The 18,078-nt window shown below is 40.8% G+C and carries 15 protein-coding genes and 1 pseudogene; 10 read left to right on the forward strand and 6 right to left on the reverse strand.

Annotation, left to right across the window (positions count from 1 at the left end; all coding sequences use genetic code 11):
* Window positions 1-34: 34 nt before the first annotated feature.
* A complete protein-coding gene (locus G2999_RS05515; protein ID WP_010179562.1) occupies window positions 35-463 on the reverse strand; it encodes a hypothetical protein in 429 nt (142 codons plus the stop codon).
* Window positions 464-485: 22 nt separating this feature from the next.
* Here G2999_RS05515 and G2999_RS05520 point away from each other — a divergent pair, with 22 nt between their 5' ends.
* The 3 genes from G2999_RS05520 to G2999_RS05530 all read left to right on the forward strand — a co-directional run bounded on the left by G2999_RS05520 (window position 486) and on the right by G2999_RS05530 (window position 2,688).
* Window positions 486-842, forward strand: a complete 357-nt coding sequence (locus G2999_RS05520; protein ID WP_010179564.1) for a hypothetical protein — start codon at window positions 486-488, stop codon at window positions 840-842.
* Window positions 843-1,099: 257 nt separating this feature from the next.
* Window positions 1,100-1,438 carry a P-II family nitrogen regulator gene (gene glnK / locus G2999_RS05525; RefSeq protein ID WP_010179567.1) on the forward strand — a complete coding sequence of 113 codons (339 nt, stop codon included), beginning with the start codon at window positions 1,100-1,102 and terminating at the stop codon, window positions 1,436-1,438.
* An 11-nt stretch (window positions 1,439-1,449) separates the two neighbouring features.
* A complete protein-coding gene (locus G2999_RS05530; RefSeq protein WP_010179569.1) occupies window positions 1,450-2,688 on the forward strand; it encodes an ammonium transporter in 1,239 nt (412 codons plus the stop codon).
* 74 nt (window positions 2,689-2,762) lie between these two features.
* Here the strand turns inward: G2999_RS05530 and G2999_RS05535 are convergent, their stop codons facing one another.
* Window positions 2,763-4,088 (reverse strand): DUF3422 family protein, encoded by a 1,326-nt coding sequence (locus tag G2999_RS05535; protein WP_010179571.1) that lies wholly within the window; start codon window positions 4,086-4,088, stop codon window positions 2,763-2,765.
* A gap of 291 nt (window positions 4,089-4,379) precedes the next feature.
* The gene (locus G2999_RS05540; protein WP_010179573.1) at window positions 4,380-4,937 is read right to left on the reverse strand and encodes a sugar O-acetyltransferase; all 558 of its coding nucleotides are present in this window, start codon (window positions 4,935-4,937) and stop codon (window positions 4,380-4,382) included.
* 37 nt (window positions 4,938-4,974) lie between these two features.
* Here G2999_RS05540 and G2999_RS05545 point away from each other — a divergent pair, with 37 nt between their 5' ends.
* The 3 genes and pseudogenes from G2999_RS05545 (at window position 4,975) to G2999_RS05555 (ending at window position 7,995) form a co-directional block, all read left to right on the forward strand.
* On the forward strand, window positions 4,975-5,208 hold the full coding sequence (locus G2999_RS05545; protein ID WP_010179575.1) for a VF530 family DNA-binding protein: 234 nt from the start codon (window positions 4,975-4,977) through the stop codon (window positions 5,206-5,208).
* A gap of 154 nt (window positions 5,209-5,362) precedes the next feature.
* A pseudogene (gene ggt, locus G2999_RS11955) lies at window positions 5,363-7,044 on the forward strand (gamma-glutamyltransferase).
* A gap of 27 nt (window positions 7,045-7,071) precedes the next feature.
* Window positions 7,072-7,995 (forward strand): Dyp-type peroxidase, encoded by a 924-nt coding sequence (locus G2999_RS05555; RefSeq protein ID WP_010179580.1) that lies wholly within the window; start codon window positions 7,072-7,074, stop codon window positions 7,993-7,995.
* A 38-nt stretch (window positions 7,996-8,033) separates the two neighbouring features.
* Here the strand turns inward: G2999_RS05555 and hemL are convergent, their stop codons facing one another.
* The 3 genes from hemL to G2999_RS05570 are packed head-to-tail and all read right to left on the reverse strand — an operon-like array spanning window position 8,034 to window position 11,048.
* Window positions 8,034-9,326, reverse strand: coding sequence for a glutamate-1-semialdehyde 2,1-aminomutase (gene hemL / locus G2999_RS05560; protein WP_010179582.1), 1,293 nt, complete (start codon window positions 9,324-9,326; stop codon window positions 8,034-8,036).
* Window positions 9,323-10,351, reverse strand: a complete 1,029-nt coding sequence (locus tag G2999_RS05565) for an aspartate carbamoyltransferase (protein ID WP_010179585.1) — start codon at window positions 10,349-10,351, stop codon at window positions 9,323-9,325. The genes hemL and G2999_RS05565 overlap by 4 nt, the downstream gene beginning before the upstream one ends.
* Window positions 10,352-10,406: 55 nt before the next feature.
* Window positions 10,407-11,048 (reverse strand): TetR/AcrR family transcriptional regulator, encoded by a 642-nt coding sequence (locus G2999_RS05570; RefSeq protein WP_010179587.1) that lies wholly within the window; start codon window positions 11,046-11,048, stop codon window positions 10,407-10,409.
* Window positions 11,049-11,148: 100 nt separating this feature from the next.
* Between G2999_RS05570 and G2999_RS05575 the strand changes: the two genes are divergently transcribed.
* The 4 genes from G2999_RS05575 to G2999_RS05590 all read left to right on the forward strand — a co-directional run bounded on the left by G2999_RS05575 (window position 11,149) and on the right by G2999_RS05590 (window position 17,583).
* Window positions 11,149-12,291, forward strand: coding sequence for an efflux RND transporter periplasmic adaptor subunit (locus G2999_RS05575; protein ID WP_010179589.1), 1,143 nt, complete (start codon window positions 11,149-11,151; stop codon window positions 12,289-12,291).
* Window positions 12,292-12,303: 12 nt separating this feature from the next.
* A complete protein-coding gene (locus G2999_RS05580; RefSeq protein ID WP_010179591.1) occupies window positions 12,304-15,462 on the forward strand; it encodes an efflux RND transporter permease subunit in 3,159 nt (1,052 codons plus the stop codon).
* A 124-nt stretch (window positions 15,463-15,586) separates the two neighbouring features.
* On the forward strand, window positions 15,587-16,285 hold the full coding sequence (locus G2999_RS05585; protein ID WP_010179593.1) for a DUF2982 domain-containing protein: 699 nt from the start codon (window positions 15,587-15,589) through the stop codon (window positions 16,283-16,285).
* Between the two features lie 143 nt (window positions 16,286-16,428).
* Window positions 16,429-17,583, forward strand: coding sequence for a DUF6538 domain-containing protein (locus G2999_RS05590; RefSeq protein WP_010179595.1), 1,155 nt, complete (start codon window positions 16,429-16,431; stop codon window positions 17,581-17,583).
* The last annotated feature ends 495 nt before the right edge of the window (window positions 17,584-18,078 follow it).

Genomic DNA, 18,078 nt, shown 5'->3' on the forward strand with positions numbered 1-18,078 from the left:
ATTGGTTTTTTTTGTGTTTATTACTGGGTCATGTTTATGGTTTGGGTTCGCGTCGTTTAGGTGTGAGCAGCTCACCTGAACGTTCTCGAGGACTTAGCTTTTGCAAGCGTTTTTGAATAAACGGATCAATATCCCCTTTCTGCTGACACACTACAGCTTGTAACGTAAATGCACTGATAGTGGCTAATACTTGGTTGATCCCCTTAGCACAATCCACATCAATCTTAGCATCATGTATTAATTTAGTATCCTGCATCTGCGCACTTAATGGCACCGTGCCTTTAAATAACCGAGGACTTATTTGTTCTTTGGCATAGGCATTGGCTTGTTCTTGCCTTAGCGCATCGAGTTCTATCCCTGATCGTTGATTAAAATATTGAGTTATCGCTTGTCTTTGATCACGCTGAAACGCTATTTTAGCCTGCGCTTTTATCATGTCTGTTTGTGCAGACTCATCTTTCATCAAAGCGACCTCGGGCTTATCTATGGGGGGTAGCACGTCTACAACTGAGTCCTCTCCAGCGACATTTGATTTTGATGTGTCATTTTTGATTGTCTCTGGTAACAGCTTAGAAGATTCAATTTTCAATGGTTCATTTAATACCTCTCGAGGAGGTTCAGGTGAAGGGCTCGGCTTTGGCGCTAGAGGTATAATGAGCCTGGCATTGAGTATCGGTGGTGCGGTGAGTCGAGGGGTGTCTGGCGGATTTGAAAATGTACTCAGGACTATCAATAGCCCACTATGCAGCAAGATAGAAAGGATGAACCACGCCCACATATTCGTGCGGCGAACCATAGTGCTTGACCGTTTATGTGCATCAGGTATTGATATGTCATGGTGAATTATCATCGTCATGAGGAGTAAGAGAGTGCGTTTATCAATTAGTTCATATTCGGTTGGATCATAGCAAATAAATGCACTTTTTAGATGCACTTATTAAGTGCATTTTGAACTATTTTGAGAGATATGAGTGCATTAAGAATGTGGAAACCAAACGCCAGTTTAATTTAAATCATTGTTTTTATTGATAAAAATAATTTTGGCATAATGTTTGTAATAGGATGTATGAATAATAATTTTTACATTTAGGAGCAACACATGAAACTGATCACTGCGATTATCAAGCCATTTAAATTGGATGATGTGCGTGAAGCTATCTCCGATATTGGTATTGATGGACTTACCGTCACTGAAGTAAAAGGATTTGGTCGTCAAAAAGGTCATACCGAATTATATCGTGGCGCAGAATATCAAGTCGATTTCTTACCCAAAGTAAAACTAGAGATCGCGGTCAATGATGACCAAGTTGATCGATTAGTTGAAGTCATTACTGAAAATGCCCGTACTGGCAAAATCGGTGACGGAAAAGTATTTGTCTATAACCTTGAGCAAGCTGTACGTATTCGTACTGGTGAAGCTGATAGTGAAGCGTTGTAAGGAGAACTAACATGGAAACAACATTTGAATTAAGTTACGCACTCGATACATTTTATTTCTTAATCTGCGGTGCATTTGTAATGTGGATGGCAGCTGGTTTTGCTATGTTAGAAGCCGGACTCGTCCGTTCTAAAAACACGACTGAAATCTTAACTAAAAATATCGCGCTTTATGCGATAGCTTCAATTATGTATATGATTTGTGGTTACTACATCATGTATGGCGGAGCAGGTATCTTCTTAGACGGTATTATGGGTGACGGCGCAACCGGTGTGGCCGAAGATGCAGCGACTTATGCACCATCAGCTGATTTCTTCTTCCAAGTGGTTTTCGTAGCAACAGCGATGTCAATCGTATCTGGTGCGGTTGCTGAGCGTATGAAGTTATGGGCTTTCTTAGCTTTTACTGTTGTGATGACAGGCTTCATCTACCCAATGGAAGGTTCTTGGACTTGGAACGGCGCGTCTGTATTTGGCATGTATACGTTAGGTGATTTAGGTTTCTCTGATTTCGCAGGTTCAGGTATCGTTCACATGGCTGGTGCGTCAGCTGCATTAGCAGGTGTATTAGTACTAGGCGCACGTAAAGGTAAATACACTAAGGACGGTAAAATCAATGCAATCCCAGGTTGTAACTTACCATTAGCGACATTAGGTACATTTATTTTATGGATGGGTTGGTTTGGATTCAATGGTGGTTCAGTATTAGCTACTGCGACAGTTGAGAGTGCAAATGCAGTAGCCGTTGTCTTTATGAATACTAATATGGCAGCAGCCGGTGGTGGTGTAGCAGCATTGTTACTAGCACGTGTTCTCTTTGGTAAAGCTGACTTAACTATGGCATTAAACGGTGCATTAGCGGGGCTAGTTGCAATCACTGCTGAACCGTCAACGCCGACACCATTACAAGCGACTATCTTCGGTGCTATAGGTGGTGTGTTAGTGGTATTCAGTATCTTATCACTTGATAAGATGAAAATTGATGATCCAGTTGGTGCTATCTCTGTTCACGGTGTCGTGGGTCTATTAGGTCTATTATTAGTACCAATCACTAATGACGGTTCTTCTTTCTCTGGTCAAATCATCGGTGCATTAACTATCTTTGTATGGGTATTTGCAACGAGCATGGTGGTATGGTTAGCGTTAAAAGCAACTATGGGTATCCGAGTTAGTGAACAAGAAGAATATGAAGGTGTGGATGTAAGTGAGTGTGGCTTAGAAGCTTACCCTGACTTTACTACGTCAAAATAAGTATTCAAATATTATAATAAGAACTATCTAATGTGTGTAAAAGCCCTTCTTCGGAAGGGCTTTTTTATTGTATGTTATAGATTACGGGTATGTGCTAACGTTCTGATTTTTTTATGCACTCGTTTGGTCATAAACCAAACACTCCCAATTATCACTGGGACAGTAATACCCATGATCATCGGTTTATTAATCGCAAAACCAGCATTGTATATCGCATCCGTTAAATATTTAATGAGCCCAACAGTATAATAACTAATAGCAGCAACGGATAAACCTTCTACCGTATGTTGTAAGGCCAGTTGTAAACGTGAACGACGCTCAAGAGAACTGAGTAGTTGCTGATTTTGACTTTGAATACTCAGTTCCACCCGGGTTCTAAGCATATCTGAGGCGCGATTAACTCTTTTAGATAGGTTTTCAAGTCGATCTTGCGCATTGCTACAAGAATTAACTGCCGGCGTTAGCCTACGTGTTAAAAACTCTTTGATAGTTAAGTGTCCACAGACTTCATCTTCTTTCAATTCATTGATTCTAGCTATCATGACACCATGATAGGCAAGTGATGCATTAAACCTAAAAGTTGTTTTGGCTCTGATAGCCTCAATAGTGGCCGCTAAATCCGTAAGTGCTTTAAGTAAATCGTCATCATGTGACGCTGAGCCATTTGCTAACTGGTCAGTAATGTCGGCTAATGCGTGATCCATTGAGGCAAGCTCAGGCGTTAAGGCGCGAGCTTCCATAAACCCTAACATGGCCATTAGCCGATATGTTTCAATCTCTATAATACGTTGGACCATTCTACCCATTTGACCTTTCGACATATGGTGATTAAAAATTAAAAATCGTCCAAAGTTATCATCATGAGTATGAAAACTTGTCCATACTTGTGCTGCGCCATGCTGGGGTAAACTGCCAACCATTAATTTATGGTCAAAGACAGGCTTGAGCTTCTGGGGTTTAGGGAATGAGGTCACTTTGTTAAAGTTAACCTGCATGTGAAATGCTGCAATAGTTTTGCCAGGAAAATCAGCAAACCAACGTTGGGGTAATCGGTGTAAAGCGGTCTTGGCGAAAGGTTCAGATGCTGAGGTATTAATGGCTGTATCAGTAATCGTGAGCGTCGAAAACTCTAAATGGTTTTCATATCGAATAATAAAATCTTTACCTTGATAAACTTGACAAGAGCCTTCGATTCTTTCTACATCGATATCTAGCTGTTTAAGTAAGGATAATAAATGTTGTCGTTGTTGTTTTTTTTCTTTTTCATTAGTTAATAATGCCACATGCGATATATGGGCATCTGAAGAGATTATTTTAAAGGGTCTGGAGTGTAATTCGGCATAAATATTATGCCGATGTTCATGCCATTCAAAACCGTATTCAATGTGAGTCAAAGACATAATTATTTTTTACTAATAGCCAAAAATTCAGTCTAAACATAACTCAATTAATGATACATCATGCTTTGGTAGGGAATATTTCTATACTTAATGACGGGATGATTAATGACACCTAATGCCAGTAAATGTATCGATATTAATTTACTAAGCAATTATAGATAATGAGTCTGTTAAATTGCTAAAATTGACTTCTGGTAAACATTCAAATCCAGGCTTATTAAATAGAAAGCCTTGCATTAATTCAATGCCAGCATCCTGCAACCAAAGTCGTCAAATGCCGTTAAAAAGCCTCTATGATTGTAAGATACGTGCAGGATTGCCTGCAATCACTACATTACTATGGAAACTCTTAGTCACAACGCTCCCAGCACCGACAACAACGTTATCACCTAATGTTACGCCTGGGTTGATCACTGCATTACCGCCTATCCAACAGTTATGACCTATACTAATAGGCTTAGCAAGTTCAATGCCTTTTTTTCGAGCTACCGGGTCTAGAGGGTGTGTAGCTGTATAAATTTGCACATTAGGTGCGAGCATACAATCATCACCTATCGTTACGGCTGCACAGTCCAAAATAACACATCCAAAATTAGCATAAAAATTTTCGCCTACATGAATGTTATAGCCATAATCACATTTAAATGTAGATTCGATATAAAGACGCTTTCCTGTTTGTCCAAAGAGGTCTTTTAATACATTCGCACGCTGTTTGACTTGGTCTTGTGGCATGGCATTGAGGATATCGAGTATTTTTCTGGCTGCAAACCGTTCCTTAACTAGTGTTTTATCACTCGCAAAATACTCAAGGCCTTGGATCATTTTTTGTTTTTCGGTTAATGTACTCATAAATGCCTTATTAATTGTTGTTCATAAGAGAAGATAGATGTCAGATAACCCGATAGCACCGATGACTCAAAAAAATAATCCATTGCATGGATTGACGTTGCAGACGATTTTGACCAAGTTAGTGGAGCATTACGGTTGGTCTGATTTAGCGCTAATGATTAATATTAATTGCTTCAAAAACGATCCATCGATTAAATCGTCTTTGAAGTTTTTGCGTAAAACCGAATGGGCACGAACTAAGGTTGAAGCACTTTATCTTGATACGTTTTAAAACGTATCTGTAAGTACTCCTTCTCTTAAATATAACCTAATTCAAGGTATATTATATCAATACTTTAAAGGGAACTGTCATGTTGGTACAAACAATAATAAAAATAAAGTCAAACATATCAATAATCGACATTAGTGCAAAACTGAAATGTACTTTGGGATCATTGCTACTAATCTCTTTAACATTGGTCACGCCTTTAGCCAGTGCTTATGATCGTGTAACAGGTAAAGCGTTTGCGAGTCGCTCAGAAGTCATTGCTCAGCATGGTATGGCGGCCACAAGTCAACCTTTAGCCACCCAAGTCGCTTTAGATATTCTTAAAAATGGTGGCAACGCAGTAGATGCGGCCATTGCCGCCAATGCGATGCTGGGGCTCGTTGAGCCAACTGGCTGTGGTATTGGAGGGGATATTTATGCCATCATTTGGGACGCCGAAACCAAAACACTCCATGGCCTAAATGGGTCTGGTCGCTCTCCGCAAAGCCTGACGTTAGATTATTTTAAACAGCAAGGGATCACTGAAATCCCTAAGTTTGGTGCATTGCCTGTCTCTGTTCCAGGGACAGTAGATGGTTGGTTTGAGATGCATGAAAAATTCGGTTCCACACCAATGACTGACATTTTAGCCCCTGCCATCCAATATGCTCGCGAGGGATTTCCTGTTTCTGAACTGATTAGTTATTATTTACATCGCTCAGTGGCACGTATTGGTCAATATGAAGGTTTTAAAGAGACGTATATGCCGGATGGTGAGATGCCTGATACGGGAGATATTTTTAAAAATCCTGCACTTGCTGCAACTTATGAAAAAATTGCCAAAGGTGGACGTGATGCGTTTTATAAAGGTGATATTGCGCGTACGATTGACGCTTACATAAAAGCTCAGGGTGGATTCTTATCTTATGCTGATTTAGCCAGTCACACTTCGACATGGGTGAAGCCTGTCTCTACTAATTACCGAGGTTATGACGTTTGGGAACTTCCCCCTAATGGGCAAGGTATTGCTGCACTTCAAATCCTCAACATTATGGAGCATTATGATGTTGAAAGTATGGGGTTTGGTTCGCCAGAATATGTGCATACATTTGTTGAGGCGAAAAATTAGCCTTTGCAGACCGTGCAAAATTTTATTCTGATATGGATTTTAACGATATACCAGTTGAGCGATTGATTTCAAAACAATATGCAGCAGAACGTCAACGCACTATTAACCCTAATCGAGCGGCTAAGCGTGTGGATGCAGGAATCAATGAAGGCGATACTATTTACCTGACAGTCGCAGACAAGAATGGCAATATGGTATCGCTTATTCAAAGTAATTTCCGTGGCATGGGTTCGGGAATGACGCCGACTGGATTGGGCTTTGTGCTACAAAATCGTGGTGAGTTATTTGCCTTAGATCCTGAGCATTTTAATGTTTATGCGCCGAATAAACGCCCGTTCCAGACCATTATTCCGGCCTTTGTGACCAAAAATAATGTGCCATATTTAAGCTTTGGAGTCATGGGCGGTGGTGCTCAACCGCAAATGCATGCTCAAGTGATTATGAACATGATTGATTTTGGTATGAACACCCAAGAAGCCGGTGATGCGCCGCGTATACTTCATAGTGGCTCATCTCAGCCAACGGGGTCTGAAATGACCGATGGCGGTTATGTTTCACTTGAGTCGGGCTTTGCGGTAGAAACTCGAAGAGCGTTATTAAAAAAAGGTCATGTTTTGCGCGATGTATCTGGTGCATTTGGCGGATATCAAGCGATACGCTATGATGCCAATAATAAAGTGTATTTTGGCGCGTCAGAAAGCCGAAAAGACGGCCACGCCGCAGGATATTAGTCGCTAACTAGTTGAGTTGATAATAGTATGAGCCAACCACAAAAGGGGATCTGTGCAGAGCCAAATTTGCATGCACAGTTTTTACAATACAACATTATCGATGAAGATGAACAAGCGGTCCGAGCAAAATTAGCTCGGGTACTGGATATCTTTGATAATTTTGATAATGAGCACTATGAGGCGATGGTTTCTGGTGTTGTTTGTATTGGCAGTGATTATTTTTCCGAACTTTATCCTGGGTTGCGTCCGTTGGAATTAAGCCCATTTCCTGATATGCAGTGTGATGATCGTGTTGCACCTTCAAACACTTCCGATTTATTAATTCAAATCCGCGCCGATAGATTAGACATTGTGCATGCCATTAGTATGCAAGTACATGATTTATTACGTTTGCATGTAGAGTTAGTTGAAGATATAAAATGCTTTAGATATCTTGATGGGCGTGACCTGACTGGCTTTATTGATGCTGATGATAATCCCCGTGGTGTAGATAAAAAGTCAATTGCATTAATTGGTGATGAAGATCCAGATTTTATTGGTGGCTCTTATGTACATACGCAAAGATATTTACATGATATGCAGCGCTGGCAGTTATTGTCGGAACGTCATCAAGAGAAAATTATGGGTCGCACTCGTGAGCACCATTTGGTGAGCGAGGAGGCGAACGCTAATTCTCATTATATCCGCTCCCGAGTCACAGATTTATCCGATATTAACGGTAAACAATGTCTACTTCGACAGTCAATGCCATATGCGAATATGCGCGAACAAGGACTATTTTTTGTCAGTCATTGCCATTCTTCTCAGCCATTTAAAACGATGCTTCATAGTATGATTTTTGGGACACAAGCAGATGAATATGATGCTTTTTTGGATTACACCAACGCGCTAACTGGCGGGGCATATTTTGCCCCTTCGCTTGATTTCATCAAATTAAGAGGGCAGTCTTGAGCGCCTAATAATAAGGCGCTCGTTACTCTAAAGTCGTTTTACGAAAGATGTGCCACTTGTGCAAATACTTTATCGGCAGCGGCGAGAGTCGCTTCAATAATTTCCATCGTGTGTGCTTTTGATACAAATCCTGCTTCATAAGATGCGGGGGCCAAATAAACGCCTTCAGCTAACATGCCATGATAAAAGGCGTTAAACTGTTCCGTATTACAATTAATGGCTTGTTGGTAGTTAGTGACTTTCTCCACATCAGTAAAGAATATGCCAAACATGCTCCCAGCGACGTTATAGGTCATAGGAATGCCATGTTTGTGTGCCAAGGCAGTCATCCCTTCAGCAAGTGCTTGGGTATTTTCAAATATACTCGTATATAAATCAGGTGCTTCAAGTTGTTCCATTGCGGCTAAGCCTGCGGCCATTGCAATAGGATTACCAGAAAGTGTACCCGCCTGATAAATAGGCCCTGTTGGTGCGATATGGGTAATAATTTTTTTACTACCACCGAAACAACCAACAGGCATACCGCCACCAATGACTTTACCTAAACAGGTAAGATCGGGTTTAACACCGTAGCGCTCTTGAGCCCCGCCACGGGATACACGGAAACCGGTCATCACTTCATCAAAAATCAATACAGCCCCAAATTCATCACAAACCGCACGTAAGCCTTCAAGGAAACCGGCTACGGGTGGAATACAATTCATGTTACCCGCAACAGGCTCTACGATAATGCAGGCAATTTGGTCAGGGTGTTCATTAAAGGCGGCTCTAACACTGTCTAAATTATTATATTCAACTGTAATAGTGTGTTTGGCAAAACTTTCAGGGACACCCGGTGAAGAAGGCACACCCATAGTAAGTGCGCCAGAACCCGCTTTAACGAGTAATGCATCGGCATGGCCATGATAGCACCCTTCGAATTTAAGGATTTTATCTCGTGCTGTATAACCACGTGCTAAACGAATCGCAGACATGGTCGCTTCTGTACCTGAATTGACCATTCGGACCATTTCCATGGACGGTACCATAGAGCTGACTTTTTCAGCCATATGTATTTCAGCTTCAGTTGGTGCGCCAAAGCTTAACCCATTGACACTTGCTGCAATGACCGCTTCGCGAATTTTGTCATTATTATGTCCAAGTACCATCGGACCCCATGACTGTATGTAATCGATATAGCGATTGCCATCGGCATCCCACATATAAGGGCCATCGGTTTTAGTGATAAAACGCGGTGTGCCACCTACTGCTTTAAACGCGCGAACAGGGGAATTCACGCCACCAGGAATGGTCAGTTGAGCGCGGGCAAATAATTCTTCAGATTTTGTCATAAGGTACTCTTTGGCGTATGCCATAAAACAGGTTTTTCATGTTGTTGAAGTAGGTTCTCAACGCCTAATGATAAGGCAAATAAGGCCATTCGTACCAACACTCCATTATCCGTTTGGCGGAAAATAGCTAAATTAGGGTGTTGATTTAAATCATTATCTAGTTCGTTCGCCTCGGCACGCGAATCACGTGGCAGCGGGTGCATAATGACGGTTTTTGATTGAAAATGTTTGGTGTAAATTTGTTGATCAAGACGGAATTTACCGCGGAATTTATCCGCTTCACTTTGAGAGGTAAAGCGCTCTTCTTGAATACGAGTTTGATAACAAATATCAGCATCAAGGCTTCCGGATAATTGGTCTGTGACAGTGAGTTGATGACCACCATTAGTGATGGCCGTCAAGATACTTTCCGGCATTGCTAATTCTGTAGGGGATATTAAAGTAAAGTGAACATTTTTATATAAACTCAACAATTTACATAGTGAATGAACGGTACGTCCATATTTTAAATCACCGATCATCGCAATGTTTAGACCATCAATAGAAGAGCCATGTGCATGACACTCTTTTTCAATGGTATATAAATCAAGTAATGCTTGGGTTGGATGCTCATTGGCACCATCGCCGCCATTTAATACTGGTACGCGTGATCCTGCAGCAAATTCGGCAACTGAACCTGCCTGGGGATGGCGCATTGCAATAATATCTGAATAACCGCTCAGGACTCGAGCAGTATCATATAAGGATTCGCCTTTCGCCAATGCTGAATTACTCATACCAACGGTCTCGCGTACTTCACCACCGAGCAAATTAAATGCGGTACCAAAACTTACTCGTGTTCGTGTTGAAGGCTCAAAGAATAAATTCCCTAAAATTGCCCCACGTAGCACTTCAGTGCGCTTTTGGCGCTGCGCATAGGGTTGCATTTGATTAGCAATATGGAAAATATATTCAATCGCATCACGGTTAAATTGATTGACCGACAAAATATGATTACCAGCGAACTTGGAGGTAGATGCAGACATAAGCACTTGATTAAGTTTAATTTAGAAGATTATAGCAAAAAGCCCGACCGAGTGCCTAGACTCTAGCAGGGAGTATTTTTAAAAACTTTTGGCAACGTTGCTTTGCAAAGATGACTTGATCACTGTCTGACATTGGCTCGTATAATCCCATGATACTTTTCATGTGATACTCACCTTTTAATAAATTAAAAAAGTCAGTTGCATAATCAAATGCATCTCGCTCTGCCATGCTTGGGAACATGCCCATAATAAATTGTTGAACTTGTATCAAGGTGCGCAGCGGGCCTGTTTGATAAAATATTTGAGCAACATGGGGCTGTGTCTTGGATTCACTGATGAGTGCTTGATACATAGAGCAAACGATAGGGTCGTGCATTAATGCCACAAACTGAACTGCTAATCGTTGTAATGCTTCCTCAAACTCTGGAACACTCAGTGCTTGGGTGTGGCTATGTGCTAAATCGTCAAGTCGATACTCATGACATTTATCGATAATCACTGCAGTAAAGAGGTCATCTTTATTAGCAAAGTGAGAATAAACGGTTTGTTTCGATACCCCAGAATGCTTAGCAACGTTATCCATACTGGTGTTAACAAATCCATTGTGAAGAAATAATTGTGATGCGCTGGTAAGAATTTTTGTACGTTTTTCAAGGCTTTTTGGGCGACCTTTAGCTGTGTTTGGGGAATTTAGCATCAAAAACTCTCTTTTAATCATTAATCACACTAGACGGTCTAGTATTTATAGATTAGCATTAGGTTAATAGGATTACACTCACTTTTTTCCAAGGACATGTATGACTCAGACAAAAACACAAAACAGTAATCAATCTTTATTATTTATATTGGTTGGGGTTAGTGTCATTTTATTAATGAGCCTTATGATGTTCTCAGGTTTTGGCAATGCTCAACATCGCTCTCCAGAGGTGGTTGAACAAATCGTGGATGTGATACCGGTTAAATATCAAGATACGTTTGCGAAAGATTATCGTGCAATGGGGCGCATCGAGTCTACCTCGCAAGCGCAGATAGGATTTGAACGTGCCGGGCGCATTGCACAGGTATTGGTTGAAGATGGGCAGCGCGTCGAACGTGGTCAAACAATGGCTATACTTGATACAAAACGTATAGATGCTCAATTACTGGAGCTGCATTCAGCATTAAATGTCGCTAAAGCAGAAGCTAATCTGACAAATATCTCGGTGTCACGTATTACTGAACTAGTGAATGCAAAACTAGAATCCCCGCAGCGTTTAGATGATGCACAAGCAGCAGATAATATTGCCAAAGCACGCTTGACTCAAATAGAGGCTCAATTGGAAAGCTTGGCGCTGGAATTAGAAAAATCTACCATTAAAGCACCTTACACTGCCGATATAATTGCCCGATTGGTTGATGAAGGGGCGGTCGTTAATGTCGGGCAACCGATATTTGAAATTGCTAATAATAGAACGTTAAGTGCACGTATCGCCATTCCACCAGAAGTTGCTAGTACGTTAAATATTGGGAATATTTATCCGCTTAAAGTCGATGATTTGATAGTAGATGGCGAACTGCTGACTATTAGTTCTCAGCGTAGTTTGCGTACACGCACGGTAGAAACGGTCTTTTCTGTGCCTAATGCTGATAATGCGTTAGTCGGTGATTTAATCGCTGTGGATTTATCTATCACTCTGGATCAAACGGGTGTTTGGGTGCCGATATCAGCACTCGCTAATGGTGTGCGAGGTATGTGGAACGTCTTTGTCGTGGCAAAAGAAGGTGCGACTAATATTGAAAATCGTGCTGTTGAAATTATTTATTCTGATGGACAGCGAGCGTTCATTCGCGGCGCAATCGATGATGGAGAGTTATTGGTGTTGGCTGGCACACACCGATTCGTCTCTCGTCAAAATGTCACTGCACGAGTGAGTGATATTGCTACGACAGTTGCTCAATAAGGATACTGATAGATGGCAAATAATACATCAGATTACCCATGGTACAGTATGTTTATACGAAGTGGGCACTTACTTGCTTTAGCTATCATTATTGTTATGGTGGCAGGACTTTCTGCTATTCATACGTTACCCCGTTTGGAAGATCCGCGAATCGATTTACGTAATGCATTAATTTTAACCCCTTATCCTGGCGCCTCAGCTGAACGTGTAGAAGCGCTGGTAACGGATGTGTTAGAAGACGAATTGCGTGAGCTGTATGAGATAAAGTGGATTGAATCGACTTCAAAAGCCGGTTTCTCATCCTTAATCATCGAATTACAAGATTGGGTAGATAACTCAAATAATCAACAAATATTCTCTAAAATACGGGATAGTATGAATGATGCTGCAGCCCGTTTCCCTGCTGGAGCTGGGGTACCTATTTTAGAAGATAAAAGAGGGGCTACTGCGTTTACAGCATTATTTTCTGTAAAATCAAAATACCCCGATACTCTATCTTTGGCGATGGTGGGACGTTTTGCTAGTGAACTGTCAGATCAGTTTCGTAATATCAGCGGTACTGAGATTGTCAATATCTTCGGACAACCGTCCGAGCAGATCACTGTAAGTATAGATCCAGATAAATTAGCAAGCATTGGGATAACTGCCCAAGATGTGTCGAATGCTATCCGTAACGCTGATCCGAAATTGCCTGCGGGTGTGGTATTTACTGAGCAAGCTAATCTCCGTATTCAAGTAGCCCAAGAGTTAGCCAGTTTAGATGTCATCAATAATATTCCCGTGTTTTCGGAAAACGGAAATTACTTACGTGTCAGTGATGTTGCTCGCGTATCTAGGGATTGGCAAATGCCGATGGCAAATAAAGCATTATTAAATGGCGAGGAGGTTATTTTTGTTGCCACTCGGATGCAAACGAATGTGAGGGTTGATCAATGGACGGAGCAGGTTAAAAACAAAGCAGCTGAATTTACAGCTGCTTATGGCGACTCAGTGGATGTTCAGCTGATTTTTGAACAAAATAGCTATACCGAAGATCGGTTAACAGAGCTGACTGGAAATCTCGTGTTAGGTTCAGCCGTAGTCATGCTCGTGATCCTATTTTTTATGGGCATTAAGTCTTCATGGATAGTGGGCTTATCCTTGCCCATGAGTGCATTTTTTGCCGTCTTTACACTGGCTTTTTTTGATGAACAAATTCATCAAATGTCGATATTTGGGATCATTATAGCGATAGGTCTACTAATTGATAATGCCATTGTGATGACGGATGAAATTAGACAAAACTTATTAAAACCTAATGCGACTCGAGTGGGAGCATTTGTCGAAAGTATTCAGCACTTATTCGCCCCTTTGTTTGCATCAACATTGACTACGATATTAGGCTTTATGCCGATATTTCTACTCAATGGCAATATTGGTGATTTTATCGGTTCTATCGCGATATCTGTCGTTATGGCGTTAATCGGCTCGTTTTGGATTTCTATCACGATAATTGCGGCTCTAGCTGCACGTTTTTTACCAAAGTCACATGCCCATGATACCCCTTGGTACTTACAAGGGTTTCAATTGCCGCAGGTGTCCAATGCCTTTCAAGATTTCTTACGTAAAGCACTGCATAAGCCACTTATCGTCCTAACCGCATGTGTTGTTATTTGTTTAACCGGTTTTGGTTTAGCTACCACACTCGCAAATGTATTCTTTCCATCTGCTGACCGTGATCAATTTGTAATTGAGGTGTTTTTACCTCGTGGGACTGCGCTTGAGGCGACCTATGATTTGGCATTGCAGATAGATGAGATCGTCAATGATTGTGATGGCATAGAACAAGTGACATGGTTGGTCGGTAATTCTACGCCGATGGTTTACTACAACCAAGTCATGAACAAAGATAATTCACCTGAATATGCCAATGCAGTGCTTAACGTAGATAGCCCGCAACGAGCTGAAAGTTTAATTGATCGTATGCAATTAGATCTGCAATCCTCATTCCCACAGGCTAAAATCATCGTTAAACCCTTCGGTCAAGGTCCTCCAATCCCTGCACCTGTTGAAGTTGATGTATATGGTCCTGATCTAGCTATTTTAGAAAAAATTGGCAAAGATATTCGTATAATCATGTCTGAAACGCCGGGTATTTCACAGTCTATAGCCTCTATTAATATTTCTGAGCCTGAGCTCATTATTGATACAACACGAGAGCTAGCGAGTAATTCAGGTCTGAATTTAAGTGAATTATCAGGGCAATTACAGCTTGCACTGAAAGGACAAAATGGAGGGTCCATTGTCGAACAAACTGAAGAAATTCCGATTCAAGTGCGATTAGGTAATGAGCAGCGTCGTGATTTAATTAATTTAGCAGCATTACCATTGGCGGCTACTGGATATGATCCGGCTAATGCATGGTTACCGCTGTCGAGTATAGGGGAGTTCACACTTAAACCTGCTATCGCAGGCATCACACGCAAAGATAGTGAGCGAGTTAATCGTGTACAAGCTTGGTTGTTACAAGGAGTACCTCCGGTAGATGTCTCGAATCAAATTCGTTTAGCGTTAGCGGATTATCCTTTACCGGCTGGATACCGAGTTAAAATGGCCGGTGATGCAGATAAGCAACAAGAAGCGATTGGGCAATTAGCCACATATGCGCCTGTTTTAGTAGTGATGATCATCACCACGTTGATTTTAACATTTAAAAGTGTGCGGTTTGCCGCAGTGATAGGATCAGTGATGATACTATCAATAGGTTTGGGAATGTTGAGTCTGTGGCTATCAGGTTATGCGATTGGATTTAATCCTATTTTAGGATGTGCCGGCTTGGTAGGTGTGGCGATTAATGGTTCTATTGTCGTCATAGCAGCGATTAACGGCAATGCAAAAGCGCTATCTGGTGATACTGAAGAAATTATTAAAGAAACTATGAGTTGTAGTCGCCATATACTATCGACAACGTTTACGACTGTCGGTGGTTTAATTCCGTTATTGCTATTTACTTCAGGTTCATTTTGGCCACCTTTAGCGGTAGTCTTAGCCGGTGGTGTTGGATTTTCAATTTTATTATCCTTGGTATATACCCCAGTTATCATCGCAACATTATGCCGGATAAGAGCACGTAAGCAGGCAAAAATAGATGCACAACATCAAGCTAAGTTAATCAATCAGGCACAACACTAAAAATGTAGAACTGAGGATTGTGCTAAATTAATATGTGATGAGTATATAATTAGATAAAGAAGATAAACATAACATCAGATTGTTAGGTGTTGGCATCAATCTGCGTTTATATATAGAGGCTTATATGACTCAACCTATTCAGGTTTCGGATAAAATTATTCGTATTAAAGCGGCATCAAAAGGTAACGGGCTCACTACTTTATTATTGGGTATTGTCGCATTATTTATCGGTTTTTCTTTATTAGGGGTTGTGCCCCAACAATTCATACTCGTTGCTATTGGCTTTATCGCTTTAGGGATTATCGCAGGGGTGATTGGTTTTTTTAAAATCAAAGAACCAGACTATTCTGTTATTTTCACTGAAGACGGTATTCACTATCAGCATCGTCACGGTAACTGGGTCATTGCTTGGAATAACCTCCAGCGAGTAGACGCACCGAGAGTGACTCGAGGGGTTGAGCAAGTTGATTTAAGTATGGTGGGATTTAAAATCAAAGACTATGCCCCTTTCTTAGCGCACATTTCACAGCGATTAATGACCAATACGTTAATGGAGCAACGTCCCTTATTGATGCAAAATATGGAAGCTAACTGTAATACTGGTCAGTGTGCAGGGTCCGATCTTATTGAAGACCAAAAATTTAAACTACCCGATGGGAAACTATTAACAGGTGTACAAGGAATGTTTGCCAATCGTATGAACAAACTCAGAGACCGTTTAGGGTATGATGTTTATATCAATGAAGCTGAATTAGATAGAACCGCGGGTGAGTTTGTAGCACTCGTGAAAGCACTTCAAGAAGATGTTAATTTACCTACTTAACGACTTTTTAATTTAGCTAACAATGCTTGCCCATGTTCGATAAGGCTAATTGATTCTTTCATTAGGCGTTAAATAGACCTAAACAGAATCTATACAGCCCTTGTCTAGTCTGCATTCCTTATGACTTAGAAGGGCTTAATTTTATGACTGTGGAAGGCTATGTAGAAGCTAAATACGTTTATCGTCGAAACAACATCTATTATTATTGTCGTTGGATTCCAGCTGACATCAAACCTTATTATTCCAAGCAGAAGATTGTTCATACGCTAAAAACCAAGTCTCATAAAAGAGCCTTAGTAATGGCTAAGTCTATAAATGCTAAAATTGAGGATTACTGGCTTGGAATACGACTCAAAAACTACGATATTGAGACATCCATCTCTATCGATTATTCTGAAAAGCACGATACGCCTACTTTGTTAGAATGTCTTGAGCATTACTTGAAGATTAAAGGCAAAAATAAGCCTAAATCATTTGAAAATACACCTAAACGCGTAGTTAGGTATTTTATAGATAACGCAAAAAACCGCCCTATCAGTTCCTACACCTCAAAAGACGCAATTAACTTTCGAGACATGCTTGTATCTAGAGACTTAAGCCATGCAAGTGTTAAAAGATTACTTGCAACTTTAAAAGCTATCGTTAATTTCTCAATTAAAGAACTTAGTTTAGATATAAAGAATCACTTTTCAGGTATATATTTATCTAAAGATTCTAAGGTATCGAAGAGACCAAGCATTGCGAATGAGCTAATAAACAAAATACAACTTGAATGTAAGGCTATTGATGACGATATTAGCTGGATGCTAGGTTTAATTTCAGATTCAGGAATGCGACTTGCTGAAGCAGCAGGTCTCAAATTAAGCGACATCAACTTAGATGACGAAATACCTCATATAAAGCTAATACCTCACAAGCATAGAACATTAAAAACCTTATCTAGCCAAAGGTTGATACCACTGGTTGGAACTTCGCTTTGGGCAGCTAAACAAGCAGTAAAGAATTCAACAACAGAATTCCTATTTCCACGATATACCGATAGTAATAGTTGCCGTAGCAGCAGCGCTAGTGCTTCAGCTAACAAACTATTAAAAGCTATCATTGGTGATGAGTATGTTATTCATTGCTTCCGCCACAGCTTAAGAGACAGGCTAAGAAACAACAATACGCCAACTGAAATGATTGACCAAATTGGTGGGTGGAGTATGCAAACTGTTGGGCAGACTTACGGTGAAGGATTTAACTTAGAGAACTTACATAAGCAGATGAAGCTTATAGAAATAAGGAATGCAGACTAGACAAGGGCTGTATAGATTCTGTTTAGGTCTATTTAACGCCTAATGAATACTTATACAGCACCGTTTAGGCGTCTTGCTCAGCCTGCAGCTGCGTAAACATAAGGTTATCATGCGAATAACTCATTCTCAACATGCGCATTTTCTTCCTCAGTTTCTTCCACACTTACTAAACAGCCTAATCACCCACTAAACAGTCTGCTAACCCTTGTCTAAACAGGCTAATCAGCACTGCAGCCTATTCAGCTCAACACCACTTCAAGCATGCTTATGTGCATAGGGCTAAACAGCCCTGTATCGCACTGTACAGGGCTTTATGGCTAGCTTTTTAGCTATCTGTAAAGTTTGTATAGGGGGCGGGAGGGGGGCTGTGTAGGGCTTTGTAGTTGGTGTAGGTTGATAGACTTGCTAGAGGCGGTATAGGAAATAGTCTTATTGAAGAGTGCTTAGATGTATGACAGGATGGGATGTATTAATTAAATATAAGATTAATAGAAA

This window comes from Glaciecola sp. HTCC2999 (assembly GCF_000155775.1).
GTDB lineage: Bacteria > Pseudomonadota > Gammaproteobacteria > Enterobacterales > Alteromonadaceae > Opacimonas.